Annotated in this window: 22 protein-coding genes; 14 read left to right on the forward strand and 8 right to left on the reverse strand. The window is 70.3% G+C overall.

The window, feature by feature from the left end; all coding sequences use genetic code 11:
* Positions 1-38: 38 nt before the first annotated feature.
* The 7 genes from ACFYZ8_RS28350 to ACFYZ8_RS28380 all read left to right on the forward strand — a co-directional run bounded on the left by ACFYZ8_RS28350 (position 39) and on the right by ACFYZ8_RS28380 (position 7,823).
* Positions 39-839 carry a rhamnogalacturonan acetylesterase gene (locus ACFYZ8_RS28350; RefSeq protein WP_388537918.1) on the forward strand — a complete coding sequence of 267 codons (801 nt, stop codon included), beginning with the start codon at positions 39-41 and terminating at the stop codon, positions 837-839.
* 31 nt (positions 840-870) lie between these two features.
* On the forward strand, positions 871-2,190 hold the full coding sequence (locus tag ACFYZ8_RS28355; RefSeq protein WP_359029683.1) for a pectate lyase: 1,320 nt from the start codon (positions 871-873) through the stop codon (positions 2,188-2,190).
* 284 nt (positions 2,191-2,474) lie between these two features.
* A complete protein-coding gene (locus tag ACFYZ8_RS28360; protein ID WP_388537920.1) occupies positions 2,475-3,605 on the forward strand; it encodes a pectinesterase family protein in 1,131 nt (376 codons plus the stop codon).
* On the forward strand, positions 3,605-4,636 hold the full coding sequence (locus ACFYZ8_RS28365; protein WP_388537922.1) for a pectinesterase family protein: 1,032 nt from the start codon (positions 3,605-3,607) through the stop codon (positions 4,634-4,636). Before ACFYZ8_RS28360 ends, ACFYZ8_RS28365 begins: the two co-directional genes overlap by 1 nt.
* Entirely contained in the window at positions 4,623-5,780 is a 1,158-nt protein-coding gene (locus tag ACFYZ8_RS28370; protein WP_388537924.1) for a dienelactone hydrolase family protein, read from the forward strand. Before ACFYZ8_RS28365 ends, ACFYZ8_RS28370 begins: the two co-directional genes overlap by 14 nt.
* 38 nt (positions 5,781-5,818) lie before the next feature.
* Complete coding sequence (locus tag ACFYZ8_RS28375) at positions 5,819-6,931, forward strand: chondroitinase-B domain-containing protein (RefSeq protein ID WP_388537925.1); 1,113 nt, start codon at positions 5,819-5,821, stop codon at positions 6,929-6,931.
* Positions 6,932-7,025: 94 nt separating this feature from the next.
* Positions 7,026-7,823 (forward strand): HAD family acid phosphatase, encoded by a 798-nt coding sequence (locus ACFYZ8_RS28380; protein ID WP_388537927.1) that lies wholly within the window; start codon positions 7,026-7,028, stop codon positions 7,821-7,823.
* Here the strand turns inward: ACFYZ8_RS28380 and ACFYZ8_RS28385 are convergent.
* Positions 7,820-10,018: a family 43 glycosylhydrolase gene (locus ACFYZ8_RS28385; protein ID WP_388537929.1), complete on the reverse strand. Its 2,199-nt coding sequence runs from the start codon at positions 10,016-10,018 to the stop codon at positions 7,820-7,822. The two genes, ACFYZ8_RS28380 and ACFYZ8_RS28385, sit on opposite strands and share 4 nt — an antisense overlap.
* Before the next feature lie 207 nt (positions 10,019-10,225).
* On the opposite strand from ACFYZ8_RS28385, the gene ACFYZ8_RS28390 reads away from it, so the two are divergent.
* A complete protein-coding gene (locus ACFYZ8_RS28390) occupies positions 10,226-11,380 on the forward strand; it encodes a right-handed parallel beta-helix repeat-containing protein (protein WP_359029690.1) in 1,155 nt (384 codons plus the stop codon).
* A gap of 108 nt (positions 11,381-11,488) precedes the next feature.
* Here ACFYZ8_RS28390 and ACFYZ8_RS28395 read toward each other — a convergent pair whose 3' ends face one another.
* The 3 genes from ACFYZ8_RS28395 to ACFYZ8_RS28405 all read right to left on the reverse strand — a co-directional run bounded on the left by ACFYZ8_RS28395 (position 11,489) and on the right by ACFYZ8_RS28405 (position 14,709).
* The gene (locus tag ACFYZ8_RS28395; RefSeq protein ID WP_388537932.1) at positions 11,489-13,171 is read right to left on the reverse strand and encodes a rhamnogalacturonan lyase B N-terminal domain-containing protein; all 1,683 of its coding nucleotides are present in this window, start codon (positions 13,169-13,171) and stop codon (positions 11,489-11,491) included.
* A 120-nt stretch (positions 13,172-13,291) separates the two neighbouring features.
* The gene (locus ACFYZ8_RS28400; RefSeq protein ID WP_388537934.1) at positions 13,292-14,146 is read right to left on the reverse strand and encodes a hypothetical protein; all 855 of its coding nucleotides are present in this window, start codon (positions 14,144-14,146) and stop codon (positions 13,292-13,294) included.
* Positions 14,143-14,709: a SigE family RNA polymerase sigma factor gene (locus tag ACFYZ8_RS28405; protein ID WP_388537935.1), complete on the reverse strand. Its 567-nt coding sequence runs from the start codon at positions 14,707-14,709 to the stop codon at positions 14,143-14,145. The genes ACFYZ8_RS28400 and ACFYZ8_RS28405 overlap by 4 nt, the downstream gene beginning before the upstream one ends.
* Before the next feature lie 246 nt (positions 14,710-14,955).
* On the opposite strand from ACFYZ8_RS28405, the gene ACFYZ8_RS28410 reads away from it, so the two are divergent.
* Positions 14,956-16,359, forward strand: coding sequence for an NCS2 family permease (locus ACFYZ8_RS28410; RefSeq protein ID WP_388537937.1), 1,404 nt, complete (start codon positions 14,956-14,958; stop codon positions 16,357-16,359).
* A 13-nt stretch (positions 16,360-16,372) separates the two neighbouring features.
* Here ACFYZ8_RS28410 and ACFYZ8_RS28415 read toward each other — a convergent pair whose 3' ends face one another.
* The 3 genes from ACFYZ8_RS28415 to ACFYZ8_RS28425 form a co-directional block, all read right to left on the reverse strand.
* The gene (locus ACFYZ8_RS28415; protein ID WP_388537938.1) at positions 16,373-17,824 is read right to left on the reverse strand and encodes a peptidoglycan D,D-transpeptidase FtsI family protein; all 1,452 of its coding nucleotides are present in this window, start codon (positions 17,822-17,824) and stop codon (positions 16,373-16,375) included.
* A gap of 80 nt (positions 17,825-17,904) precedes the next feature.
* The gene (locus ACFYZ8_RS28420) at positions 17,905-18,375 is read right to left on the reverse strand and encodes a GNAT family N-acetyltransferase (protein WP_359029696.1); all 471 of its coding nucleotides are present in this window, start codon (positions 18,373-18,375) and stop codon (positions 17,905-17,907) included.
* 131 nt (positions 18,376-18,506) lie between these two features.
* Complete coding sequence (locus tag ACFYZ8_RS28425; protein ID WP_020121403.1) at positions 18,507-19,280, reverse strand: IclR family transcriptional regulator; 774 nt, start codon at positions 19,278-19,280, stop codon at positions 18,507-18,509.
* 129 nt (positions 19,281-19,409) lie between these two features.
* Here ACFYZ8_RS28425 and ACFYZ8_RS28430 point away from each other — a divergent pair, with 129 nt between their 5' ends.
* Together ACFYZ8_RS28430 and ACFYZ8_RS28435 are read left to right on the forward strand one after the other, a co-directional pair.
* On the forward strand, positions 19,410-20,939 hold the full coding sequence (locus ACFYZ8_RS28430; protein WP_359029697.1) for an aldehyde dehydrogenase (NADP(+)): 1,530 nt from the start codon (positions 19,410-19,412) through the stop codon (positions 20,937-20,939).
* Positions 20,940-21,170: 231 nt separating this feature from the next.
* On the forward strand, positions 21,171-21,779 hold the full coding sequence (locus tag ACFYZ8_RS28435) for a DUF1349 domain-containing protein (protein WP_359029698.1): 609 nt from the start codon (positions 21,171-21,173) through the stop codon (positions 21,777-21,779).
* On the opposite strand, the gene ACFYZ8_RS28440 is transcribed toward ACFYZ8_RS28435, so the two are convergent.
* Positions 21,739-23,127, reverse strand: a complete 1,389-nt coding sequence (locus ACFYZ8_RS28440; protein WP_388537941.1) for an MFS transporter — start codon at positions 23,125-23,127, stop codon at positions 21,739-21,741. The genes ACFYZ8_RS28435 and ACFYZ8_RS28440 overlap by 41 nt on opposite strands.
* Positions 23,128-23,197: 70 nt before the next feature.
* Between ACFYZ8_RS28440 and ACFYZ8_RS28445 the strand changes: the two genes are divergently transcribed.
* From ACFYZ8_RS28445 to ACFYZ8_RS28455, 3 genes are all read left to right on the forward strand, one after another.
* The gene (locus tag ACFYZ8_RS28445) at positions 23,198-24,172 is read left to right on the forward strand and encodes a GlxA family transcriptional regulator (RefSeq protein WP_388537943.1); all 975 of its coding nucleotides are present in this window, start codon (positions 23,198-23,200) and stop codon (positions 24,170-24,172) included.
* 60 nt (positions 24,173-24,232) lie between these two features.
* The gene (locus ACFYZ8_RS28450; protein WP_388537945.1) at positions 24,233-24,958 is read left to right on the forward strand and encodes a DsbA family oxidoreductase; all 726 of its coding nucleotides are present in this window, start codon (positions 24,233-24,235) and stop codon (positions 24,956-24,958) included.
* A gap of 97 nt (positions 24,959-25,055) precedes the next feature.
* Positions 25,056-26,117 (forward strand): aminotransferase class V-fold PLP-dependent enzyme, encoded by a 1,062-nt coding sequence (locus tag ACFYZ8_RS28455; protein WP_388537946.1) that lies wholly within the window; start codon positions 25,056-25,058, stop codon positions 26,115-26,117.
* Positions 26,118-26,227 lie beyond the last annotated feature (110 nt).

The raw sequence follows: 26,227 nt of genomic DNA on the forward strand, positions 1-26,227 counted from the left end.
TCCCCGCGCCCCTCACAGGTCAGAAAGGTGCACCTGATATGACACTCACGCGTAGACAAGTCACCGTCGCGGCGCTTGCCACCGTGCCGCTCGCTCTCGGCGCGGCCGGCACCGCTCAAGCCTCTCCCCGGAGGACTCGCACCCTCTTCATCGCCGGCGACTCCACCGCCGCCCAGAAGTACTCCGACGCCGCGCCCGAGACCGGGTGGGGCATGGCACTCCCCTTCTTCCTGGCCCAGGACCTGGCCGTCGCCAATCACGCGGTGAACGGCCGGAGTTCTAAGTCCTTCGTGGACGAGGGACGGCTCGACGCGATTCTCGGTCTGATCAAACCCGGTGACTTCCTGCTGGTCCAGTTCGCGCACAACGACGAGAAGACCGCCGATCCGACCCGCTACACCGAGCCCTGGACGACGTACCAGGACTATCTGCGCCTGTACATCGACGGCGCCCGCGCGAAGGGTGCCCGGCCGGTGCTCGCCACGCCCGTGGAGCGACGGAAGTTCGACGCGAGCGGCAACGCCGTGCCGACCCACGGCGAGTACCCGGCGGCCATGCGTGCGCTCGCCCAGGAAGAAGGCGTGACGCTGCTCGACATCCAGGCGCTGTCGCTCGCTCTGTGGCAGAAGCTCGGCGTCGAGGAGACCAAGAAGTACTTCAACTGGACCGACACCGAGCAGGACAACACGCACTTCAATCCGCCCGGTGCCATCGCGGTGGCGCGTCTGGTCGCCCGTGAACTGCTGCGGCACCGCGTGCTGGCGCCCCGGGACGTGCGCCGGCTCGACGCCGAGATCCCGGAGTCGTGGATCACCTGGCCGTCGCCGGCCACCGTCTGACCCTCCCCTTCATCCAGAAGAGAGCCGCACAATGAACGCACAGATATGGCATGGGCATGTCATGACAAAGGCGATGGCCGTGGCAGGATGCGCCGCCCTGGTGCTCACGGTCACCGGCACCACCGCCCAGGCCAAGGGGCACGACCTCGCCCGCGACACCCTCGCCGCCGGTGACGGCTGGGCCTCCGACGGCACCGGCACCACCGGAGGCGCGGCCGCCGACGCCGCCCATGTGTACACCGTGACCGACTGGGCCGGCTTCAAGGCCGCCCTCGCCGCCGGCGGGACCGCACCGAAGATCATCAAGGTGAAGGGGACCATCGACGCGGTCTCCGAGGGCTGCGACTCCCTCGCCGCGCCCGGGTACGACTTCGACGCCTACCTGGCGAAGTACTCCCCCGAGGCGTGGGGCCTGGACACCGACCTGAGCGCCGAGCCCGACGACAGCCCCGAGGGCCTGCGCCGCGTCTCCGCCGCCAACCAGGACCAGACCATCAAGGCGAACGTCCCCGCCAACACCACGATCGTCGGTATCGGCAAGAACGCCGGGTTCAAGGGCGCGAGCCTCCAGATCAAGGCCGTGGACAACGTCATCGTCCGCAACCTCACCTTCGAGAGCCCCATCGACTGCTTCCCGCAGTGGGACCCCACCGACGGCGACAAGGGCAACTGGAACTCCGAGTACGACACCGCCGTCGTCTACGGCTCCACCCATGTGTGGCTGGACCACAACACCTTCACCGACGGCTCCCACCCCGACAGCGCCGCGCCGACCTACTTCGGCATGCTCTACCAGCAGCACGACGGCGAGCTGGACATCGTCCGGGGCGCGAACTACGTCACCGCCTCCTGGAACGTCTTCACCGAGCACGACAAGACGATCCTGATCGGCAACAGCGACAGCGAGTCCACGGCGGCCGGGGACCGGGGCAAGCTCAAGGTCACCTTCCACCACAACCTGTTCTCCAACCTCGTCGAGCGCGCACCCCGCGTCCGCTTCGGACAGGTCGACTCCTACAACAACCACTTCGTCGCGAACAGCGACTACGCCTACAGCTTCGGCATCGGCAAGGAGTCCCAACTCGTCGCCGAGCACAACGCGTTCACCCTGCCCACGGGGGTCAGCGCGGCGAAGGTGCTCAAGCGGTGGAACGTCTCCCCGCTCACCGCCGACGACAACTACGTCAACGGCACGCTCACCGACCTGATCGCCGTCCACAACGCCGAGATCCCCGCCGAGACCCTGTCGTCCGGCGCGGGCTGGACCCCGACCCTGCGCACGAAGGTCGACCCGGCCAAGAAGGTGCCGGGGATCGTCGACCGCGGCGCGGGCGCGGGCCGCATCTGCTGACATCGTTCCCGTTGGGCCGGCCTGGGCCGTTGGCGCGGGTTCTGTCGGCGGGCGCCCGCTGGACCGGTCGGCCCGCCGACGTGGTCCCTCCGACCGACGGGCCGGCCTGCCGGCACCGGCCCGCCAGTCGACCGGGCCCGCCGACCCCAGCCATCGGCAGGCCCGCGTCTGCCCGTACCACCCCCTGACCGGCCGGGGCGGAATCCAGCGGCCGCCCCGGCCACCTTCCCCACCCCCCACAGCGAGGCACCCCCTACCGAGCCGCACGCCCAAGGAGCACCCGCATGTCCTCGCCCCACGCACAACTCCCCCTGTCCAGAAGGGGGTTCCTGCTCGCGAGCACCGGAGCGGCAGCCGCGCTCGCCCTCACCACGAGCCCCGCGACGGCCGCCCCGGCCAGGCGCCCCTTCGGCCGCTTCGGATCGCCGGCCGCCCGGCTCTCCCCGCAGACGCTCTACGTCGACCCCCGGGGCCGCGGCGACCACACCACCGTGAAGGACGCCGTCACCGCCGCCACCGGCAGCGGCTGGACCCTGGTCCTCGCCCCCGGCACCTACCGGGAGACCGTCGCCGTCGACGCCACCCGCACCGAGGCGACCTGGATCGGCGCCACCGAGGACCCCCGGGACGTCGTGATCGTCTACGACAACGCGGCCGGCACCCCCAAGCCCGGCGGCGGCACCTACGGCACCACCGGATCGGCCACCACCACCGTGCAGGCCGACGGCTTCACCGCCCGCTGGATCACCTTCGCCAACGACTGGCTGCGCGCCGACCACCCCGAGATCACCGGCACCCAGGCCGTCGCCCTCAAGGTCCAGGGCGACCGCTCCGCCTTCCACCACTGCCGCTTCCTCGGCCACCAGGACACCCTGTACGCCGACTCGATCGCCCTCACCTCCTTCGCCCGCCAGTACTTCGCGCACTGCTACGCCGAGGGAGACGTCGACTTCGTCTTCGGGCGGGCCACGGCGGTGTTCGAGCACTGCCACTTCCGGACCCTGAACCGGACCGACCTGGCGGCGGCGCCGTACGGCTTCGTGTTCGCGCCCTCGACGGCGGGGGCCAACCCGCGCGGGTACCTGGTGACCCACAGCCGGGTGACGAGTGAAGCCCCGGACGGCTTCTACAAGTTGGCCCGTCCATGGGTGCCCAGCTCCGACACCACCGCGAAACCGAGCCTCACCGTCCGGGACACCTGGCTGGGCCCCGGTATCGACGCGGCCGCCCCCTACACCAACATGTCGGACACCTTCCCCTGGCAGAACCAGCGCTTCGCCGAGTACCGCGACACCGGCCCCGGCGCCAGGATCACCGTCCCGGAGAACCGGCCCCAACTCACCGCGGAGCAAGCCGAGTCGGCGACGCGCGAGACCTACCTCGGCGACTGGCGGCCCTGGAAGGAGTCGTGCTGATGCGCAGGCGCACCCTTCTCGCGGCCGGCCTCGGACTCGCGGCGGCGGGAGCGACCCCCGCCTTCGCCGCCGGAGGACACCGCGTCCTCCACGTCCGCCCCGGCGACTCCGTCCAGGCCGCCGTCGACGCGGTGACCGGCCCCGGCTGGACGATCGTCGTGCACCCGGGCACCTATCGTGAGGTCGTCGACGTCCCCGCCGCCGCGGCGGAGTTGACCCTGCGCGGCGCGAGCCGTGACCCCCGCGCCGCCGTCATCGTGTACGACAACGCCAACGGCACCCAGAAGCCCGACGGTTCGGGCACCTACGGCACCGCCGGCTCCGCCACCTTCACCTCCGCCGCCCCCGGCCTCACCGTCCGCGACCTCACCCTCGCCAACGACTGGCTGCGCGCCGACCACCCCGACATCACCGGCACCCAGGCGGTCGCCGCCTACACCTACGGCGACCGCACCCACTTCGAGAACGTCCGGCTCCTGGCCCACCAGGACACCCTCTTCGTCGAGACGACCGCGCTCACCGCCTTCGACCGGCAGTACTTCCGCCGCTGCTACATCGAGGGCGACGTCGACTTCGTCTTCGGCCGGGCCACCGCCGTCTTCGACGAGTGCCACTTCCACACCCTCCAGCGGGACGTCGGCTTCACCCCCAAGGGCATGGTCTTCGCCCCCTCCACGGCCCGCGCCAACCCGTACGGCATCCTCGCCGTCCGCTCCCGCATCACCTCCGGGGCTGAGGACGGGGCGTACAGACTGGCACGGCCCTGGGTGCCGTCGTACGAGACGACCGCATGGCCGTCGCTCGTCGTGCGGGACTCCTGGATCGGGCCCGGAATCGACCCGGTCACGCCCTACACCAACATGCGCGAGGCCTACCCCTGGCAGACCATGCGCTTCCGGGAGTACGCCAACTCGGGCCCCGGCGCGGTCATCACCGTCCCCGACAACAGGCCCCAGCTCACCGCCGCCGAGGCCGCCGCGCACACCCCGCGGACGTATCTGGGGGACTGGAGGCCCTATGGGCACCGGTGACCCGCTGGGGCGGCGGGCGTTCGTGGTCGGCGCCGGAGCGGCCGTGCTGGCCGGGGGAGCGGTGAGCCCCTCCGAGGCCGGGGTGGTGGACGGCCCGCTGCCCGACTTCCACCCGGCGCTCAAGGCCGAGCTGACCTTCCCGCTGGCCTGGGGGACTTCACCGGTCCGCGACTTCCGCACCTGGCGCCGGCAGGCCCGTGCCAAGGTCGAGGAGCACCTGCTCGTCGACCGCGAGGACGGAACGCCGTACGCGCCCGAGCGCAGCCAGGTCTCCCAAGGCGACGGCTACACGCGGGAGTTGGTCACCCTCTCCCTCACCCGCCACGAACGCGTCCGGGCCGCCCTGCTCACCCCGCACGGCCCCGGCCCGTTCCCCGCCGTGCTGCTGCTCCACGACCACGGGGCGAAGTTCGACATCGGCAAGGAGAAGCTGGTCCGGCCCTGGTACGACGACACCCGGCTCGCCTCCGCGCAGGCCTGGGCCGGCAAGTACTTCAGCGGCCGGTTCGTCGGCGACGAGCTGGCCCGGCGCGGCCATGTCGTCCTGTGCGCGGACGCCCTCGGCTGGGGCGACCGCGGACCGATCACCTACGACCAGCAGCAGGCCCTGGCCAGCAACTTCTACAACCTCGGCTCCTCGCTCGCCGGGCTCATGGCCCGTGAGGACGCCCGCGCCGCCGAATTCCTCGCCGGCCTCGACCAGGTGGACCCCCGCAGGGTCGCCGCCGTCGGCTTCTCCATGGGGGCCTACCGCGCCTGGCAGACCGCCGCGCTGACCGACGCCGTCAAGGCGACGGCGGCCGTCTGCTGGATGACCGGCCTGAAGGACATGATGGTGCCCGGCAACAACACCCTGCGCGGGCAGTCCAGTTACTACATGCTCCACCCCGGGCTGCCCCGGTTCCTCGACTTCCCCGACGTGGCGAGCATCGCCGCCCCCAGGCCGATGCTCTTCTTCGACGGCGGGCTCGACCCGCTGTTCCCCGCCGACGGCGTCCACGTGGCGTACGACAAGCTGCGCGCCGTCTGGCACTCCCGCCACGCCGAGGAGCGGTTGCGCCTGAAGACCTGGCCCGACCTCGGCCATGTCTTCGTCGACCGCATGCAGGACGAGGTCTTCAGCTGGCTCGACTCCGTCCTGTGAACCATCCCCCCACCCGCACCCGAAGGGACCCGCTCCCCATGTCTCGTCGTACCTCTCTCACCGTCCTGTCGGCCCTGTCCCTGGGCGTCGGCCTCGCCGTCCTCCCCACCCAGGCCCAGGCCGCGACGGTCGTCGTCAGCAACTCCACCGACCTGTCCAACGCCATCAAGAACGCCACCGCCGGCACGGTGATCCAGGTCCGCGGCGGCACCTACTACCCGACGGCCACCCTCCAGTCCACGGCGAACGGCAGCTCCTCCGCGCCCATCACGCTCACCGCGTACGGCTCGGAGACCGTGAAGATCGACGGTTCGTCGCTGCCCGCCGGCGCCTGGATCTTCAAGCTGACCGCCGACTACTGGAACGTCTCCAACATCACCTTCCAGAACTCCCCGGACAGCGCGGTCGTCTGCCAGTCCTGCACCGGCACGGTCTGGAACAACATCAAGACCATCAACGGCGGCGACTCCGGCTTCACGCTCACCGGCGACGGCACAGTGAACAACACGGTCAAGAACCTGGACAGCTACGGCAACTACGACCCGGCGGAGCACGGCCAGAACGCGGACGGTGTCGCCATCAAGTTCGGCTCCGGCACCGGCAACCTGGTCACCGGAGCGCGCCTGTACAACAACTCGGATGACGGCATCGACCTGTGGTCCTTCGCCTCGCCCGTCACGATCGAGCACTCCTGGTCGTTCGGCAACGGCGTCAACCGCTGGGGCGACTCCGCCTTCGAGGGCAACGGCAACGGCTACAAGCTGGGCGGCGACGGCGAGGTCGTCGCGCACGTCGTCAACAACTCCGCCGCCTGGGGCAACGCGGGCAACGGCTTCACCGAGAACTCCAACACCGGCGCGATCGTCATCAACCGCACCACCGCCTACGCCAACAGCAAGTGGGGCTACTACTTCGCCACCAGCTCCGCGAAGCTCGGCAAGAACCTCGCGGTGAGCAACGGCGGCGGCTCGGTCAGCAAGGGCTCCAAGGTCAGCTCGTCCGGCAACAACTGGGACAGCGGGATCAGCACCCCCGCCTTCAAGTCGACGGACGCCTCGACGACGTACAACGCCCGCAGCTCCAGCGGCACCCTGCCCGCCACCACCTTCCTGACGACGGGCAGCACCACCATCGGCGCGACCATGAACTGACGCGGCCCGCGAGGACCCCGTCCCGGGGCGCTTGACCCGTTTTTTACCCGGCGGGTCTCGCGCCCACGCGGGTGACGCGCGTAGAACCTCTGTCATGCATAAGTCACTGCGTATCGCAGCCGTCACCACCGCCTGCGCGGTCGTCGGCGTCGCCGTGTACGGCGCCGGTGCGGCCACGGCCCACCAGTCCACGGCGAACTCCACGCACGAGCCCTACAACATCGGGCTCCTGGTCAAGGACATCGACACCTACTACGGCACCGCGCCCGACGCGAACGGTGTCTACCAGGCGTCGCCCACCAGCCCGTACGCCAAGGACCTCGCGAGCATCGACGCGGCCGCGCGGAAGTACATCGACCAGGCCGCCCGCAAGGCGCACCACCGGGGCGAGAAGCCGGCCGTCGTCTTCGACATCGACGACACCCTGCTGCTCAGCCTCGACTACGAGAAGCGGTACAACTACACGTACAACGCCACCACGTGGGCCGACTACGTGAACCGGGCCGACCGTCCCGGGGTCTTCGGCAGCGCCGAGCTGGTGCAGTACGCCGAGAAGAAGGGCGTGGAGGTCTTCTACAACTCCGGCCTGAGCGAGGCGCAGCGGACCGCCGCGGTCGAGAACCTGAAGAAGATCGGCGCCGATGTGAACCTCGACGCCGACCACATGTTCCTCAAGGACAAGGCGAACCCGCCGTCCTACCTGAACGCCTGCGCCACGCCCGGCACCTGGACCTGCACCACCGTGCAGTACAAGTCCGGCACCCGCGCGCACATCGAGAAGGACCTCGGGTACGAGATCATCGCCAACTTCGGCGACCAGTACTCCGACCTCGACGGCGGTTACGCCGACCGGACGTACAAGCTCCCCAACCCGACGTACTTCGTGAGCTAGTTCCGCACCGGCCGGATCCCCGCCAGGGTCGGCACCACGGGCTTGATCGTGCCGTCCGCCGCGAACTCCATGCGGTCGACGGTGGTTTCGCGGTGCATACCGTCGCCGCCCGGCTTCCCCGGCCCGTTCAGGGCGAACCGGTGATAGACGATGTACCAGTCGTCGGTGCCGGGGACGTTCACCACGGAGTGGTGGCCGGTGGCGAGGATGCCGTACTCGGGACGCTTGGACAGGATCGTCCCCTTCTTGGTCCACGGACCGAGCGGGGACGGTCCCGTCGCATAGGCGACGTGGTAGTTCTCGCTGCGGGTGTCGTCCTCGGACCACATGAAGTAGTACGTGCCGTTCCGCTTGATCACGAACGACCCCTCGCGGAAGTTGTCCGGGGTGATGTCCTCGATCTTCGAGGGGTCGTACGACACCATGTCGTCGTTCAGCGGCACCACGTACCCGTGCCCGTTGCCCCAGTAGAGGTACGGCGTCCCGTCGTCGTCCGTGAAGACGGCCGGGTCGATCATCTGCCCCTTCAGCGCACCGCCCTTGGCCACCAGTGGCTTGCCGAGCGCGTCCTTGAAGGGACCCGCGGGGGAGTCCGCCACGGCCACACCGATCTGCTGCTCGGCGCAGAAGTAGAAGTAGTACGTCCCGTCCCGCTCGGCGATCGCCGGCGCCCAGGCGTACTTGTCGGCCCACGACACGTCCGCGCCGAGGTCCAGGATCACCCCGTGGTTCTTCCAGTGGACCAGATCCTTCGACGAGTACGCCGTGAACCGCGTCCCGCCCCAGCCCTGGAAGCCGTCGGTCGTCGGGTAGATCCAGTACTCGCCGTCCAGATAGTGCACGTCCGGGTCGGCGTTGAGGCCGGGAAGAACCGGGCTACCGGTCGCCACGGCCTCGACCGTCCATCCGCGGGTCGTCCCGTCGGCCCCCGTCACCGTGTACGTCTGCGGCTTGCGGAAGTCACGCCGGGTGCCGGAGGCGGGGCTCACGCGGGCCCCCGCGCCGACCGCCAACTCCGGTGCCAGACGGGTGAGATCGATGCCGGGCCGCATCGGCAGCACGACCTTCGAGGCGGCCTCCGTGACGATCGCGTACCCCTTCTGGCCCTCGGCCGTCGCGTCCACGACCGAGGTCCCGGAGACCGGATACGCGGCCAGCAGCCGGTCGTACTCCTGCTGCGTCACCGGAAGTACCGTGCCATGGCGGGGACTTGCGGGCAGCTGGTAGTTCGTGGACGGGGTCCACTTCCCCGAGTCGAGGTCGGTGGTCTCGAAGGGGACGTATCCGCGACCGCCGTACTCGTCGATGAACAGGTACCACTTCTTCTCGGTGTTCGACTTGAACACCGTCGGACCCTCACCCCGGTCCATCGCACCGCTGCCGATGCAGTCCGCGACCAGGTCGTACTTCGTCGAGGTCAGACTCGTCGACTTCTCGCCGGTGATGAACTTGGCGCAGGGCGAGCTGGAGGTGGGGTCCCGCTCGTCCTTGGTGTAGCGGTAGTAGGTGTCCTTGTACTTCACGACCGTCGAGTCGATCACCGAGTAGCCGGGGTCGTCCCAGACCTTGGGCGCGCTGAAGGTGCGGAAGTCCTTGGTGGTCGCGTACAGCATCTTGTTGTACGTCGATCCCGTGTGCCCGGGGTCCTCGTCGGCGTACAGCTTCGACGCCCAGAAGACGACGTACTCACCGAGGCCGGCGTCCCAGTAGGCCTCCGGCGCCCAGGTGTTGCCCGCGTTGTCCGGGGCCACCTTCACCAGCCGCTGGTCGGTCCAGTGGACCAGGTCGGTGGACTCCCAGATCATGACCGACTTGCTGCCGTGCCGCTGGACGTCGTCCCAGCTGCCGCTGCTGTTCCGGTACATGCGCAGGTCGGTGGCGATCAGATAGAACTTGTCGCCCTCGGGGGAGCGGATCACGAACGGGTCGCGCAGGCCCTTCTCGCCGGTCGTCGACGTCAGGACGGGCTTGCCCTGGTTCAGCTCGCGCCAGTGCAGCGGGTCGTTGCCGCGGCTGAGGGCGTAGCGGATCTGCTCGCCGTCGGCGGTGCCCTCGCCGGTGAAGTAGGCGAAGAGATAACCGGCGTACTTGGGGTGGCTCACGGGTGGTGCTCCTGAGTGGGCGGTACCGGGCGGTGCGGTGAGGAGGGCGAGCAGTAGCGAGAGACAGGCGACGAGGAGGATACGTGGGCGCATGTCGCTCCTGTGAGTGTGGGGGTGTGGGGGTTTCTGTTGGGGGCTGTGCGCGCCTTCGGAGTGTTACGAGCGGGAAACAGCGCGTCAATCGGTGAGCGCGGGATGACAAGCAGCGAAAGTTTCGGTCGTTTTCGTTGAGCCGTGGCAACCTTCGGGGGGCACGGCGGCGACTTCAGGGCGTCCCGTCACCAAGGAAAGGAACGCCCCGTGCGTCACAGCACCGGCCGTCACCGCCGCACCCGCACGCTCTCCATCGCCGCGGCGGTCGCCGTCGCCGCGGGCGCCGGCGGTGTGTATCTCGGCCTGTCGGGCGGCGGGGCCGAGGCCGCGTCCACGACGGTCACCGTCTCCGGCACGGCCCAGCTGGAAGCCGCGGTCAGGAACGCCGTCGCCGGTACGACGATCCAGGTCCGCGCGGGCACGTACACCCCCTCCGCCACCCTCAAGTCCACCGCGAACGGCACGAGTTCGGCACGGATCACCCTGCGGGCCCACGACGGCGAGAAGGTGCGGATCGACGGGTCCAAGCTGCCCGCCGGGTCCTGGCTTGCCGGGATCTACGGCGACTACTGGACCGTCCAGAACCTCACCTTCCAGAACTCACCGGCCCAGGGTCTCGTCGTCACCTCCTCCGTCGGCGGTGTCTTCAAGAACCTCGTCACCGCGGACAACGGGGACTCCGGATTCACCCTGCGGGGCGACGGGACCAGCGACAACCTCGTCCAGAACCTGGACAGCCACGGCAACTACGACCCGGCGGGGCACGGTCAGAACGCCGACGGGATCGCCGTGAAGTTCGGGTCCGGGACCGGCAACAGGATCACGGGGGCGCGCCTCTACAACAACTCCGACGACGGGCTCGACCTGTGGCAGTTCTCCTCGCCGGTCACCGTCGAGCACAGCTGGGCCTTCGGGAACGGGAAGAACCGGTGGGGTGACGGCGCCTTCGAGGGCAACGGCAACGGGTTCAAGCTGGGCGGCGGGGGCGTCTCGGTGGCGCACCTCGTCAACAACAACGCGGCCTGGGACAACACACTTCACGGCTTCACCGAGAACTCCAACACCGGGGCGATCGTGCTGAACCGCAACACGGCGTACGCCAACACCGAGGCCGGGTTCTACTTCGCCACCGGCCGGGCCCGGTTGGCCCGGAACCTGGCGGTGAGCAACAAGGGGGGCCTGTCCAAGCTGGGTTCGTCCACCGTGTCCGCGGCGAACAACTGGGACCGCGGTGTCGCCACGCCGGCCTTCAAGTCGGTGGACGCGGCCACGGCGTACGGGGCCCGCGCGGCGGACGGCTCGCTGCCCGCGACGGCCTTCCTGACCACCGGCTCGACCGTCGTCGGCACGACGATGAACTGAGCGGCGAAACGCCGAAGCGACGAAACGCCCCGCCTGTCGTCACAGGCGGGGCGTTCCTCGTGCCGGCCCGAGGGGGGCTCCAGCCGGCAGCTGCTGGCCGAGGGGGGCTCAGGCCAGCAGGTCTACGCAGTCGAACGACGTGCCCGCGCTGAGATAGGCACTGCCGCCCGAACCGCTCACGATGTCGAGCTTCAGGACGTTGTACTGGGAGGTGTCGCTCTTCCAGGCACTACTAGGGACGTTGAACGTGAACGAATGGTTGTTCCCACGGTACGAACCCGTGGTGAGAGAGCGGGTGCTGGGCTGCGTGGGAGCCGTGGGAACGGCCGAAACCCAGTCGTTGACGGTGACGCGGGGACGGCCGCCCGCGAACGCGTCCGTGACCCCGACCCGCAGCGTGTGCGCGGCCGCCGCCTGCGCCGCCGTCAGCTTGAAATAGATCAGGATGCCGTCGTTGACGTCCTTCCACATGTACGCGGGGAAGGACGCCGCCTCGCCGCCGCTGCCGATCGTGACGTTGCCTGTCCACTTGGCCGCGCGCCCGTCGGACGGATGCGCGTACGTCATCAGCTGGGCGTTCTTGAACCCGCCGGGCGTACCGTCCCAGTCGCCGAGCCGCCAGACGGCCTTGGCGGTGGACGGATCGCCGGTGATCGTGAGGCTGTGCAGGGAGGTGGTGGCGCCCGCCGTGACCTTCACCGACGCGGTGTGCACGGCGAGTTCGCCCTTGTAGACCGTCATCGTGTACGTCCCCGGCAGCATCCCCTTGCAGGAGAACGCCCCGGTCCCGCTCGCGGCCTTCGCCCAGTACTGCGCGTCCGCGTTGGCGAATCCCACCGTGTACGGGTACGTGGCGTCCATGCCCTTCAGGCCGACCCCGGCAACCTTGCCGCGGCCGGCCGCGCCGACCCAGCCGGTGACGCCGAGCCCGTCGACCCAGCCGGTGTCGAGCCTGTCGTGGAAGAGCGAGGACGAGGGAGCGCCGCCGTCGGTGAAGGAGAGGACGTACGGGCCCTGGAGGCCGAAACGTTCCGCCTCGGTCTGGGCCTCGTTGTAGTGCAGGATCTCGTACAGCCCGGCACCCTTGTCGTTCGAGTGCCGCAGCAGCGAGCGGTAGAAGGGACCGCCGGAGGCCTTCTCGTGGTTGGAGCGGACGATCCAGAGGCCGACCGAGCCGGTGGTGAAGCCGATGTGGTCGTAGTCGATCGTCCGCTTGCCCGAGTAGTGCTTGGAGTGGGTCGTGCCGTCCGCGCGCTTCCAGACGTCACCGGCCTCGATGATCCGGTCCGAGGTCTCGATCCAGGAGTCCGAACCGGTGTTGGGGAACATCCCGGGCTTCAGGCGGACGATGTAGCGGGTCGCGGTGAAGGAGGCGTCCTTCTTGTCCGTCCACAGGTAGACGTTGTTCTGGCCGCTGCGGGCCGCGTACCACTGGGTGATCGCGCCGTGCACGACCTTGATCAGAACGACCGCCCCGGACTGCCTCACCGTGACCGTGGACGCCCCGAGCCCCGACTCGACGTGCGAGTTCTTACCGCCGTACCCCTGGTACTCCTTGCCCTTGTAGACCAGGGACGTGAGGTCGCCGGTCGTCTTCGAGACCTTGAAGACCAGGGAGGATCCGGTGTCGACGACGTAGTTCTTGCCGTCGTCCGAGTAGCCGAACGTCGCCGCGGATGCGGCGGAGAGGAGGCCGGTGCCGCCCGCGACGGCAACACCGGTGGCGGCGACGCCCAGCGCCGAGGCGCCGAGTACCCGTCGGCGGGTGAGGGGTCTCTTGTGCGTGCTCAAGGGGAGGTGCTCCGTCATCAGGGGGGACCGTTCACCCATTAAGTGGCCGCTGACGAGGAAAGGGTTGCCGCGCCGGCCGAGATTTTCGGTAAGACTCCGGCAAGAGACCCGCACGTCCCCTTACGAGTCCCCTTCGTCCGTGGCGCCCTCGTCCTGCGCCGCGAAGTCACCCTTCACGGCGAGGTCCCCGGACTTCGCGGTCGCGGTCGCCGTGTAGCCGTCGTCCTTGGCGTCCCGGCCGCCGCGCTGGTGGTTGTACTGCCCGGCGAACACCCACTCGCCCTTCGGGACCGTACGGCCGTCCTTGAGCACCCAGGTGTAGACGAGGAAGCCGTCCCGCTCGGTGACCGTCAGCGTGAAGTCGTCCTCGGGCAGCGAGCGCCAGGCGCCCGCGTTGCTGACCCCGCCGGTCTGGGCGATCCTCAACTCGACGGTGAGCGCGGTCAGCTGCTCGGAGGTCTTGAAGGTCAGATTGCTCTGCGCCCAGAACTCGTTGCTGTGCGGGTCCACCGAGCCGTCCGACCACAGCGGGCCGTCCTCGACGCCGGTCGCCCGCACCTCGGTGGAGTGGTGCGGGGTGCCCGAGGGGGTGCTGCTGGGCTGCTCGGCCCGGTGCGTGGGTGCGCTGCTCGGCTTCGGGTCCGCCGACGGGGCGGGCGGGCGGCTCGTCGCGTCGGGGGAGGGGGTGGGCGTACCCGTGGAGACCACCGATCCCTGCGCGGGCGGCTCGTCCTTCACCGCGGACGCCACCGCGTACCCGCCGAGGCCCAGCACACAGGCGACCGCGGCCGTGGCGCTGACCACCCGCACCCAGCCGTAGACCGGCGGCCGGGTCGCCCGGTGGTCGGGGCGGGTCTGTTCCGACATGCCGCGCTCGATCCGGGCGAGCATCCGCTCGCGGTTCGGCTCGTGCGCCTCGGCCGCTTCCTGCAGCCGGGCGCGCAGTTCGCCGTGCACGTCCCGCCGCATGGTCATCGGTCCCTTCCTCCGGCGTCACCGGTACGCGCCATCGCGGCGTGCACGGTCAGCGGAGCGTTCCGTGTGCCGAGCAGCCGCTGCAACTCGGCCATCCCCTTGGAGGTCTGGCTCTTAACCGTACCGACCGACACCCCGAGGGCCAGCGCGGTGTCCTTCTCTGAGAGATCGAACGCGTGCCGCAGCACGACACACGCCCGCTTGCGGAACGGCAGTCTGCGCAGCGCCTCCTGGACGTCGACCACGCCCGCCACGTCGGGGTTCTCGACCTTCTCCTCGCGCTGCGACCAGAACAGGGCGATGCGGCGGCGCTCACGGACCGCGCTGCGGATACGGGTGCGGGCCAGATTGGCGACCACCCCGCGCGCGTACGCCGCCGGGTGGTCGGCCGCGCGCACCCGGTCCCAGCGGTGCCACAGCGCCAGCAACGCGTCCGCCGCCAGGTCGTCGGCGGCGTCCTGCTCGCCGGTCAACAGATGGGCGAGGCGGGACAGTTCGGCGTAATGGCGCTCGAAGAAGGCGTGGAACTCCACGGAGGCGGCGTCGTCGACGACTGTGCCCACGGGCTCCCTCTCCCTTGTGTGTCATGTGAATGACATGTGATCGTCCGGGGGTGGCCGGGCGGAGATCCGGAAGCGTAGCAGTGATCGAATACCCGTTTCTCGTACGGGTCTTCGAACGAGGTGTGACAGGGCGACCGGGGTGACCCCCCGATCCGTAACACGGGGAAAACCTGAAACGCGTTCAACACAGGAACAATCCAGCCAGCATCCGCACACAGATCATTCAGGCACCAAGGAGCATCGACCATGTCCGTCGACCGGTACTTCAGGATCTCCGAAAGGGGATCCACCTTCGCCCGTGAGATACGCGGCGGCTTCGCCACGTTCTTCACGATGGCCTACATCCTTGTCCTGAATCCCATCATCCTCGGCAGCGCGAAGGACAAGTTCGGGCACCAGCTGGACGCGGTCCAGCTGACCACCGCGACGGCCCTGGTGGCCGCGGTCATGACGATCATCATGGGCGTCGGCGGCAACCTGCCGCTCGCGCTCGCCGCCGGGCTCGGTCTGAACGCCGTCGTCGCCTTCCAGATCGCCCCGCTGATGAGCTGGGACGACGCGATGGGCCTGGTCGTCCTGGAAGGACTGCTCATCTGTGTGCTGGTGGTGACCGGTCTGCGGGAGGCCGTCATGCACGCCATCCCGCAAGCGCTCAAGCAGGCGATCAGCGTGGGCATCGGGCTGTTCATCGCGTTCATCGGCTTCGTCGACGCCGGCTTCGTGAGCCGTATCCCGGATGCCGCGAACACCACCGTGCCGGTTCAGCTGGGCGGTACCGGCGCGCTCACCGGCTGGCCGATCCTCGTCTTCTGCCTCGGGGTGCTGCTGACGATCGGGCTGCTCGCCCGCAAGGTCAAGGGCGCGATCCTCATCAGCATCGTCACCATGACCGTCCTCGCGATGATCATCAACTCGGTCGCCGACATCAAGACCTGGGGGCTCACCACACCCGCCTGGCCCGACAAGATCGTCGACACCCCCGACTTCGGGCTGATCGGCCACTTCAGCCTGTTCGGCTCCTTCAGCGCGCCCGGCGTCGGGATCGTCACGGTCGTGCTGCTGATCTTCACCCTGATCCTGTCCGACTTCTTCGACACGATGGGCACGGTCGTCGGCATCAGCGCGGAAGCCGGACTCCTCGACGAGGAGGGCAAGGTGCCCAACCTCGGCCGCGTGCTGCTGATCGACGGGGCGGCGGCGGTGGCCGGCGGTGCCGCGTCCGCTTCCTCCGCCACGTCGTACATCGAGTCGGCGGCCGGAGTCGGTGAGGGCTCGCGCACCGGCTTCTCGAACCTGATCACCGGCGGCATGTTCGCCCTGGCGCTGTTCCTGACCCCGCTGCTGACCATCGTCCCGCTCCAGGCCGCAGCCCCCGCCCTGGTCGCCGTGGGCTTCCTGATGATGACGCAGGTCAAGCACATCGACTGGGACCGCTACGACATCGCGATCCCGGCGTTCCTGACCATCGCCGTGATGCCGTTCACCTACTCGATCACCAACGGCATCGGGGCCGGGTTCCTCGCCTACGTCGTCATCAAGGTCGTGCTGGGGAAGGCCAAGGAGATCCACTGGCTGCTGTGGGCCGCCTCGGCGCTCTTCCTCGTGTACTTCGCGATCGACCCGATCGAGCAGCTGCTCGGCGCCAAGTAACCACCGGGAAGCGTCAGTTCTTGAGGGCCGCCTCCATCATGGCCTTGGCCACGGGGGCGGCCAGCCCGTTGCCGCTCACCTCCGAGCGGGCCGCGTTCGACTGCTCCACGACCACCGCCACGGCGACCTCCTTGCCGCCGGCCTTCCCGTAGGACGTGAACCAGGCGTACGGAGTCTTGCTGTTGTTCTCGCCGTGCTGGGCGGTGCCCGTCTTGCCGCCGACCGTGACGCCGTCGATCCTGGCGTTGGTGCCGGTGCCGTCCTGGATCACCGACTGCATCGCCGACTGGAGTTGCTCGGCCGTCCGGGAGCTGACGACCTGGGTGGTGGACGCCTCGTCGTCGTAGTTCTTCAGGACGTCGCCGCCGTGGTCGGTGATCGTCGACACCATGTGCGGCGAGACCAGCTTGCCGCCGTTGGCTATGGCAGCGGAGACCATGGCCATCTGGAGCGGGGTGGCCGTGACGTCGAACTGGCCGATACCGGTCAGGGCCGTGGACGACTTGTCCATGTCGGAGGGGTAGACGCTGGCGTAGGCCCGCACCGGCACGTCCTGCTCGTCGTCGTTGAAGCCGAACTTCTCGGCCATCGCCCGCACCTTGTCCTGGCCGAGGTCGACGGCCATCTTCGCGAAGACGGTGTTGCAGGAGTACTCCAGCGCGACCCGGATCGAGGCGTTCTCGCAGGGCGCCGAGGCGTTCTCGTTGCCCAGCGGCCGCACCGTGCCGGGCAGGGTGTACGGGTCCGGGCTGGACGTCTTCTCGTCCACCGAGGAGTACAGGCCGTCCTCCAGCGCGGCCGCGGCCACCACCAGCTTGAACGTCGACCCCGGCGGCAGCGGCTGGCGCAGCGCGCGGTTGGTGAGCGGCTTGTCGGAGTCCGCGGTGAGCCGCTTCCAGGCACTGCCCGCGGTGTTGGCGTCCGTCAGCGAGGACGGGTCGTACGACGGCGTCGACACGACGGCCAGGATCTTGCCGGTCGTCGGGTCGATCGCGACGGCCGCGCCCTTCGTGTCGCCGAGCGCGTCGTACGCCGCCTTCTGCACCGCCGGGTCGATCGTCGTGATCACATCACCGGGCTCGGCCCGCTGGTTGGTGACCGTGTCCATGACGGTCTTCAGCCGGCTGTCCGTGCCGTTGAGGAGGTCGGCGTAGATGCCCTCCAGCTGGGTCGGGGCGTAGGCCTGCGAGGCGTAGCCCGTCACCGCCGCGTACAGCTTGCCGTTCGTGTACGTCCGCTTGTACGCGAGGTCGCTGTCCGTCGTCCTCGCGGAACCCGTCACAGCCTTTCCGGCCACGATGATGTTCCCGAGCGGCGAGGAGTACGTCTCGATCGCGTTCCGCCGGTTGTCGTTGTCGTCCGCGAGTGCCTGGCCCTCGTAGAACTGCACCCAGGTCGCCCGGATCAGCAGAGCGAACACCAGGAGCAGCGCGAAGACCGATGCGCGCTTGATCGTCTTGTTCATCCCACTCCGAAGACGATCAGAGGGGTGCGCATCGTTCCTGATCGCCGGCTTTTCTCATCGGACGCTCATCTACGGCTGTCTCACGCGTCCAGCGTCAGCACGAACTCGTCGATCTCCGCACCGCGCGCGTGGGCGTACCCGGAGGCCCGGGCGGTGACCCGGAACCCGCACTTCTGGAGCACCCGCAGCGAGCCGGCGTTGTCGGCGGCCGCGCGGGCGTACAGGGGGCGCTCGGGCACCTCGGTGACCAGCTCGCGCAGAGCCGCGGTGGCGATGCCGCGCCCCCAGTAGGCGCGGTCGATCCAGTACGTCACCTCGCGCTCGCCCGGCTCGCCGTACACCGCCGCGCTGCCCACCACGTCACCGTCCGCCAGGACCGTGCGGTGCACCGCGTCGGAGGCGCGGATCCGTTTCCAGTGGGCGTCGAAGGCCTCCCGGTCGGCCGGGTCCTTCGGGGTGAAGGCCGCCATGTGCAGGGCCTCGGGGTCGTTCATCTGCCGGAAGAAGACCGGCAGATCGCTGTCATGGACTTCGCGGAGAACGATCTGCATGCCTCAGAGCCTAGGGCCTGGCCGGCGGGTCGGGCGGTCGGGTGGTCGGGTGGTTGTTCGGGTGCGGCTTGGTGGGGGCGGGCGTCTTTGCGCCCACGTGGCGGAGCCGCGTGTCGACACGGCCCCGGGGCTCAGAGCCTACGGGTGGCCAGTGTCAGCCGGTCCCGCGCGTCGAACAGCGCGTCCTTCACCAGCTGTTCGTGCGCCGGGGTCAGCCGCGCCACCGGCACCGAGCAGCTGATCGCGTCCCGCGCGGGCGTGCGGTACGGGATCGCGACCCCGAAGCAGCGCAGCCCGAGGGTGTTCTCCTCGCGGTCCACGGAGAAGCCCTGCTCGCGGATCTGGTGCAGCTCCTCGATGAGCTTCTCGCGGTCGGTGATCGTGTGCTCGGTGAGCGCCGGCAGGGTCTCCGGCAGCATCTTGCGGACCTGCTCGTCGGAGTAGGTGCTCAGCAGCGCCTTGCCGAGGGAGGTGGAGTGGGCCGGCAGGCGGCGGCCGACCCGGGTGAAGGGCCGCAGGTAGTGCTGCGACTGCCGGGTGGCCAGGTAGACGACGTTCGTGCCGTCGAGGCGCGCGAGGTGGATGGTCTCGGTGGTGTCGTCGGAGAGCCGGTCCAGGGTGGGCCGGGCCGCCGCGACCACCTCGTCGCCGTCGATGTACGAGGTGCCGACGAGCAGCGCCCGCACCCCGATGCCGTACCGCGTGCCCGTCGCGTCGGTCTCCACCCAGCCCAGCTCGACCAGGGTCCGCAGCAGCATGTAGAGGCTGGACTTGGGGTACCCGACGGCCTCCTGGACCGCCGCGAGGGAGTGCATGCCGGGGCGCCCGGCGAAGTATTCGAGCAGTTCAACCGTCCGTACCGCGGACTTGACCTGTGACCCGCCGCCCGTCTCGCCTGCCGACATCGCCCTTGACCCCTTTGTTGGACGAGAACCAGAGTTATAGACTCCGACAGCATATTCACCATCAGAGACAGCGTTCAGCATATCGAACGTTCCTGGTGGCTGACCCAGATACACGTGGAGGGACCCGCGGTGGCAGCAGCACCAGTCTGGAGTGTCGACCCCCGAACCGGGAAGCAGCGCGAACAGGTTGCGGTGGAGGCCACAGCCCAGGAGGTGGACGCCGCCGTCCGCGCCGCGCACGACGCGCGCGCCTCCCTCGCCGACCGCACTGTCCGCGCGGCCTTCCTGCGCACGGCGGCCGCCAAGCTCGAAGAGTCCAAGGAACACCTGGTCGAGGCCGCCGACGCCGAGACCGCCCTCGGCCCGGTCCGGCTCACCGGCGAGCTCGCCCGCACCTGCTACCAGCTGCGGGCCTTCGCCGACATCGTCGACGAGGGCGAGTTCCTCGGCGTGGTGATCAACCACCCCGACGACACCGCGACCCCGCCGATCCCGGACCTGCGCCGCTACAAGGTGCCGCTCGGCGTCGTCGCCGTCTACTCGGCCTCCAACTTCCCCTTCGCCTTCTCGGTCGCCGGCGGCGACACCGCGAGCGCGCTGGCGGCCGGCAACCCGGTCGTCGTCAAGGCCCACCCCGACCACCCGGGTCTGTCCGAGCTGGTCGCGTCCGTGCTGCGCCGGGCCGCCGACGAGCACGGCATCCCCGCGGGCGTCCTCGGCCTCGTGCACGGCTTCGAGGCCGGCATCGAGCTGATCAAGCACCCGCTGGTCGCCGCCGCGGGCTTCACCGGCTCCGTGAAGGGCGGCCGCGCCCTGTTCGACGCGGCGGCCGCGCGCCCGGTGCCGATCCCGTTCCACGGCGAGCTGGGCTCCCTGAACCCGGTCGTGATCACGGAGGAGGCCGCGGCCGAGCGCGGAGAGGCCATCGGTGCCGGGCTCGCGGGCTCCATGACCCTCGGCGTCGGCCAGTTCTGCGTCAAGCCGGGCCTGGTCCTGGTGCCGTCCGGCGCGGCCGGCGACGGCCTCGTGAAGTCCCTGACCGACGCGGTCAGCGACACCGACGCGGGCGTCCTCCTCGACCACCGCATGCGGGACAACTTCGTCGCCGGCGTCGCCGAGCGCGCGGAACTTCCCGAGGTCGAGACGCCGGTGACGCCGGGCGCGGGCGGCGAGCACACGGTGAGCGCCGGCTTCCTCACGGTGGCGGCGGAGAAGCTGACCACCGAGGGCGCGTACGACCTGCTCCTGGAGGAGTGCTTCGGCCCGGTGACCGTGGTCGCCCGGTACGAGGACGACGAGCAGGCACGGGCGGTGCTCTCCCGGCTGCCCGGCAACCTCACGGCGACGGTCCACCTGTCCGAGGGCGAGGCCACCGGCCAGGGCCGCGGCGCCGAGATCCTGGCGGAGCTGACCCCCCTCGCCGGCCGTGTCCTGGTGAACGGCTGGCCGACGGGCGTGGCCGTGGCCCCGGCCCAGCAGCACGGCGGTCCGTACCCGGCGACGACGTCCACGTCGACGTCGGTGGGCGGCACGGCGATCGAGCGCTGGCTGCGGCCGGTGGCCTACCAGAACGCGCCGGAGGCCCTGCTGCCGCCGGAGCTGCGGGACGACAACCCGCTGGGCCTGCCCCGCCGCTTCAACAACCGCCTCGAGCGCTAGGGCCTGTCGTTTGGATCAGGCCGGCTGTGAGGTGCGGTGCTTTTCAGCGGACTCCAGCGGGGTCTGGTGCGTGCAGCTGCAAGGCGGAGGAGGGAGTCGACGCGGAGCGTCGGCGACCGACGACAACGCCGCAGATGTGCGTGCCAGACCCCGCGACGCCGGGATGATCCAAACGACAGGTCCTAGGCACCCCACGCTCGGCCGCGGAGAGGGAACTGGAAAACTCTGAGGATGGACGTCGAACTCCCCGAACTCCCCTTCCCTCTCCGCACCTACGGCCCCGACGGGCACTGGGCCTACGAGGACGGTTTCCTCTCCGGCTGGGCAGGTCCCCGGCAGGACCGGTTCGTGCCGCCCACCGGGGAGTCCCTGGACCCCGCCGCCGACGCGCCGCGGCTGCTCGGTGCGCCCGAGGGCGACTTCCAGCTGATAGCCCGGGTCACGGTGGGCTTCAACGGCTCGTTCGACGCGGGCGTGCTCTACGTCCACGTCGGCGAGCGCGCCTGGGCCAAGCTCTGCCTGGAGAACTCCCCGGACGTGCCCACCGTCTGCACGGTCGTCACCCGCGGCCACTCCGACGACTGCAACTCCTTCACCGTGGACGGCAGTTCGGTCTGGCTGCGGGTCAGCCGCACCGGCCGCGCCTTCGCCTTCCACGCCTCCCGCGACGGCAAGCGCTGGACCTTCGTCCGCCTCTTCACCCTGGGCGACGAGAAGGAGACCGGCGCGGCCCTGATCGGCTTCATGGCCCAGTCGCCCATGGGGGAGGGGTGCGTGGTGACCTACGACCACATCGAGTTCAGGCCCGACTGGCCGGCCGACCTGCGCGACGGAAGCTGAGCGCCCCCGTCAGCACAAGCAGTCCGGCGCTGATCGCCAGGCTGAGCCGCAGGCCGGTCTCGAACCCGTCGGCGAGCAGTACCCCGAACACGGCGACCGCCAGCCCTCCGGCCACCTGACGGGCCGCGTTGAGGACGCCCGCCGCCAGCCCGGCGCGTTCGGCCGGTACGGCCTCCAGCATCGCGGCCGTCAGCGGCGGCACCATCAGCGCACAGCCGAGGGCCAGCGGCACGAGCAGAAGGGCGACCAGCGAGGCAGACGTCCCGGTGCCGACCGTCAGGAGCCCCAGCAGCCCGGCGACCGCGAGCCCGTGGCCCGCCAGTATCGGCAGCCACGTGCCGTACCGGCCCGCCAGCTTGCCCGAGAGCACGTTCGTCACCCCGATCAGCCCGGTCATCGGCAGGAACATCAGCCCGGCGTGGAGCGCCGAACGCCCCTGCACCTGCTGGAAGAAGAGGGAGAACATGAACACCACGCCGTAGAAGGCCACGCTGTTCGCCGCTCCCACGGCGACCGCCATGGAGACGGTCCGGCTGCGGAACAGGCCGAGCGGGACCACGGGATGAGCCTGGCGCGCCTCGATCCGAAGGAAGCAGACGCCCGCGAGGACGGCGATCGCGAAGGACACCAGCCCCGTCGGCCCGCCCTCGATCACCGCGAAGGTCAGCGCGGCCAGCGTCACCACCGCCGTCACCTGGCCCGGCAGATCCAGCGGGGCCGGGCGGCGCTGCGAACGGGGAGCCCGGAGCAGCAGGAGCAGCGCCACCGCGCCGAGCGGCAGGTTGACGAAGAAGATGCTCCGCCAGTCCCACAGGGTCGTCAGCGCGCCGCCCGCCACCGGTCCCAGCGCCACCGCCACCGAACCGCCCGCCGCCCACACGGCCACCGCACGGGCGCGATGGGCCGGTTCCGTATAGGCCTGGCGCACCAGCGACAGGGAGGCCGGCAGCACCGCGGCCGCGGCCGCGCCCTGCACCACCCGCGCACCGATCAGCGCCGGCAGGTTCGGGGCCAGCCCGCAGACCACCGAGGCGAGCGTGAACACCGCGATCCCGGTCGCGTACGCCCGGCTCGCCCCGGCCCGGTCCGAGAACGCCCCGGTGGAGAGCATCAGGGCCGCGAAGGTGAGGGTGTAGGCGTCCACCACCCACTGGAGAGCGGACATCCCGCCGCCGAACGAGGAGCCCATGGCGGGCAGCGCCACGTTCACGACGGACGCGTCGAGCGTGATCAGCGCGAAACCGAGGAGGGCGGTGGCGAGGGTCAGCGCGGGGGAGGGGCGCCTCTCCGGCAACTCGGGCTCGGACGAGGTGAGTTGCTCGTCCCGGGGGGTCTGGTCAAGGGGCATGGCTCCATGCTGCGGAACTTCGCCGACGTACAGTAGTGGCCTGAATGCCACACCCCCGGAGGTTCTGGCCATGCGCCGTGTCGCCGTCGTAGCCCCCTCGCCCGTCTCGATGTTCAACCTGGCCATTCCCGAGCTGCTGTTCGGCAAGGTCGTGACCGACGGGCGGCCCGGCTACGAGGTGGTGATCTGCGCGCCCGAACCGGGGCCGGTCCCGACCACCGGCGGCCTCGACCTGTACGTACGGCACGGGCTCGACGTCGTACGGGACGCGGACACCGTGCTGGTCGTCGGGGCCGGGCTGCTGTACACCGCCGACCCGCGCACCGAGGCGGCCCTGCGGGAGGCGGCCGCCGCGGGCAAGCGGATCGCCTCGATCTGCACCGGCGCCTTCTCGCTCGCGCAGGCGGGGCTGCTGGACGGGCGCAGGGCCACGACGTACTGGGGGCACTCGGAGGAACTGCGCCGCCGCTATCCGCAGGTCGATCTGCGCGGGGACGTCCTCTACGTCGAGGACGGTCCCGTCCTGACCTCCTCCGGCTACGCCGCGGGCATCGATCTCTGTCTGCACCTCATCCGTACCGACTACGGTGCCGCCGTCGCCAACGAGGTCGCCCGCCTGGCCCTGGTCGCGCCCGTCCGTCCCGGCGGCCAGACCCAGTTCACCCAGACCCCGCTGCCGCCCGAGCGGGGGACCGTCTGCGCGGACACCAGGGGCTGGGCCATGCGCAACCTGGACAAGCCGCTCACCCTCGCCGACCTGGCCCGCCACGCGGGGGTCTCGGTACGGACGTTGACGCGCCGGTTCCACGCGGAAAGCGGGGTGAGCCCGCTCCAGTGGCTCCTCCACCAGCGGGTCGAACGCGCGAAGGAACTGCTGGAGACCACGGCCCTCCCCATGGACCAGGTGGCCCGCGCGTGCGGCCTGGGCACGGCGGACTCCCTGCGCGGCCACCTGGTCCGCAGGACCGGACTGACCCCGAGCGCGTACCGCGCGCAGTTCAGCAGGCTCTCGGCGCCCCCCTCGGGAATGGAACCCGCTGCTTGAACGTTCACCGACTCGGCGGAGGGAGCCTCCGCGCCCGCACGACCTGGAGAGAGCCGAACCATGCGCGTCGAGATCTGGAGCGACATCGCCTGCCCCTGGTGCTACGTGGGCAAGGCCCGCTTCGAGAGGGCGCTGGAGGCCTTCCCGCACCGTGACGGGGTCGAGGTGGTGCACCGGTCGTTCGAGCTGGACCCGGGGCGGGACAAGAACCACGTCGAGCCCGTTCTCGCGATGCTCAGCAAGAAGTACGGCATGAGCGAGGCCCAGGCGCAGGCCGGCGAGGAGAACCTCGGGGCGCAGGCCGCCGCCGAGGGGCTCGCCTACCGCACCCGGGACCGGGACCACGGCAACACCTTCGACCTGCACCGCCTGCTGCACCTCGCCAAGGAGCACGGCAGGCAGGACGGGCTCGTCCAGATCTTCTACCGGGCCAACTTCGCCGAGGAGAGGTCCCTGTTCACCGAGGGCGACGAGCGCCTCGTCGAGCTCGCCGTCGAGGCCGGGCTCGACGCCGAGGAGGTCCGCAGGGTCCTCGCCGACCCCACCGCCTACGCCGACGAGGTCCGCGCCGACGAGCGCGAGGCCGCCGAGCTCGGCGCGAACGGCGTCCCCTTCTTCGTCCTGGACCGCAAGTACGGCGTCTCCGGCGCCCAGCCCGCCGAGGTCTTCACCCAGGCCCTCACCCAGGCCTGGGGCGACCGCTCCCCGCTGCAGCTGATCGACCAGGGCCAGGCCGGCGCGGAGGCCTGCGGCCCCGACGGGTGCGCCGTACCCCAGCAGGGCTGACAACCCGCGGGCCGGCGCGGACGTATAAGCGTTCCTTGGCGGAACCACGTAGAAAATCGCGATGGACCTACAGGTCTCCCGGCCCCACAGTGGACCCATGGAGACCTTCGAGAGCCTCGTCCGCGCCGAGTTCGCCCCGAAGAACACCTTCCTCAACACCGCGAGCAGCGGTCTGCTGCCCGCCCGTACCGTGGCCGCCCTCCAGGAGGCCGCGCTGATCCGCGCCGAGGGCAGGCCGCTGGATCCGCTGTTCGAGGACGTGGAGGCGGCCCGCGCCGCCTTCGCGAGGCTCGCCGGCGTCCCGGTCGCCCGGGTCGCCGCCGGTGCCTCCGTGTCCACCCACTCGGGCCTGGTCGCCGCCTCACTGCCGCCGGGCGCCGAAGTCCTCACCGCCGAGGACGACTTCACCTCCGTCGTGAACCCCTTCCACACCCGTGGCGACCTCAAGGTCCGCATCGTGCCGCTGGAGCGGCTCGCCGACTCCGTCCGTCCCGGTACCGCCCTCGTCGCCGTCAGCGCCGCCCAGTCCGCCGACGGCCGGATCGCCGACCTGCCCGCCCTGCGCGAGGCCGCCAGGGCACACGGGGCCCGCACCTACGTCGACTTCTCGCAGGCCGCGGGCTGGCTCCCGGTGGACGCCGAGTCGTACGACTACACCGTCTCCACCACCTTCAAGTGGCTCCTCGGCCCGCACGGCGCCGCCTTCCTCGTCGTGCCGGAGGAGTCCCAGGGCTTCGGCGACCTGAAGCCCGTCCTCGCCGGCTGGGTCTCCGGGGAGATCCCGTGGGACAGCTGCTACGGCCCCGTCACCGAACCGGCCCACTCCGCACGGCGGTTCGACGTCAGCCCGGCCCTGTTCACCTACACCGGCACCCGCCGCTCCCTCGAACTCCTGGAGGAGCTCGGCGTGGACGCCGTGCGCGCCCACGACCTCGCCCTCGCCGACCGCTTCCGGACGGGGCTCGCCGGCCTCGGCCACACACCCCTGCCCGCTCCCGGCTCGGCGATCGTGTCCGTGCCCGGACTCGGCGGGCGCCAGCCCGAGTTGAGCGCCGCGGGCATCGAGGTGTCCAACCGGGCCGGCAACCTGCGCGCCTCCTTCCACCTGTACAACACGGCCGCGGACGTCGACCGGCTGCTGGACGCCCTGTCCTCCTGAACCGCAGGCGCCGGCACTGTTCGCGGTCGGGGGGCGTCGACGAGTGGGTCCTGGCCTGCTGGGTGGAGGGGGCGGCGCGGCTGTAGCCGGCCGGGGCCCCCTTCGAGCGT

Origin of the sequence: Streptomyces sp. NPDC001668 (assembly GCF_042893155.1) — a bacterium.
Classification (GTDB): Bacteria; Actinomycetota; Actinomycetes; order Streptomycetales; family Streptomycetaceae; genus Streptomyces.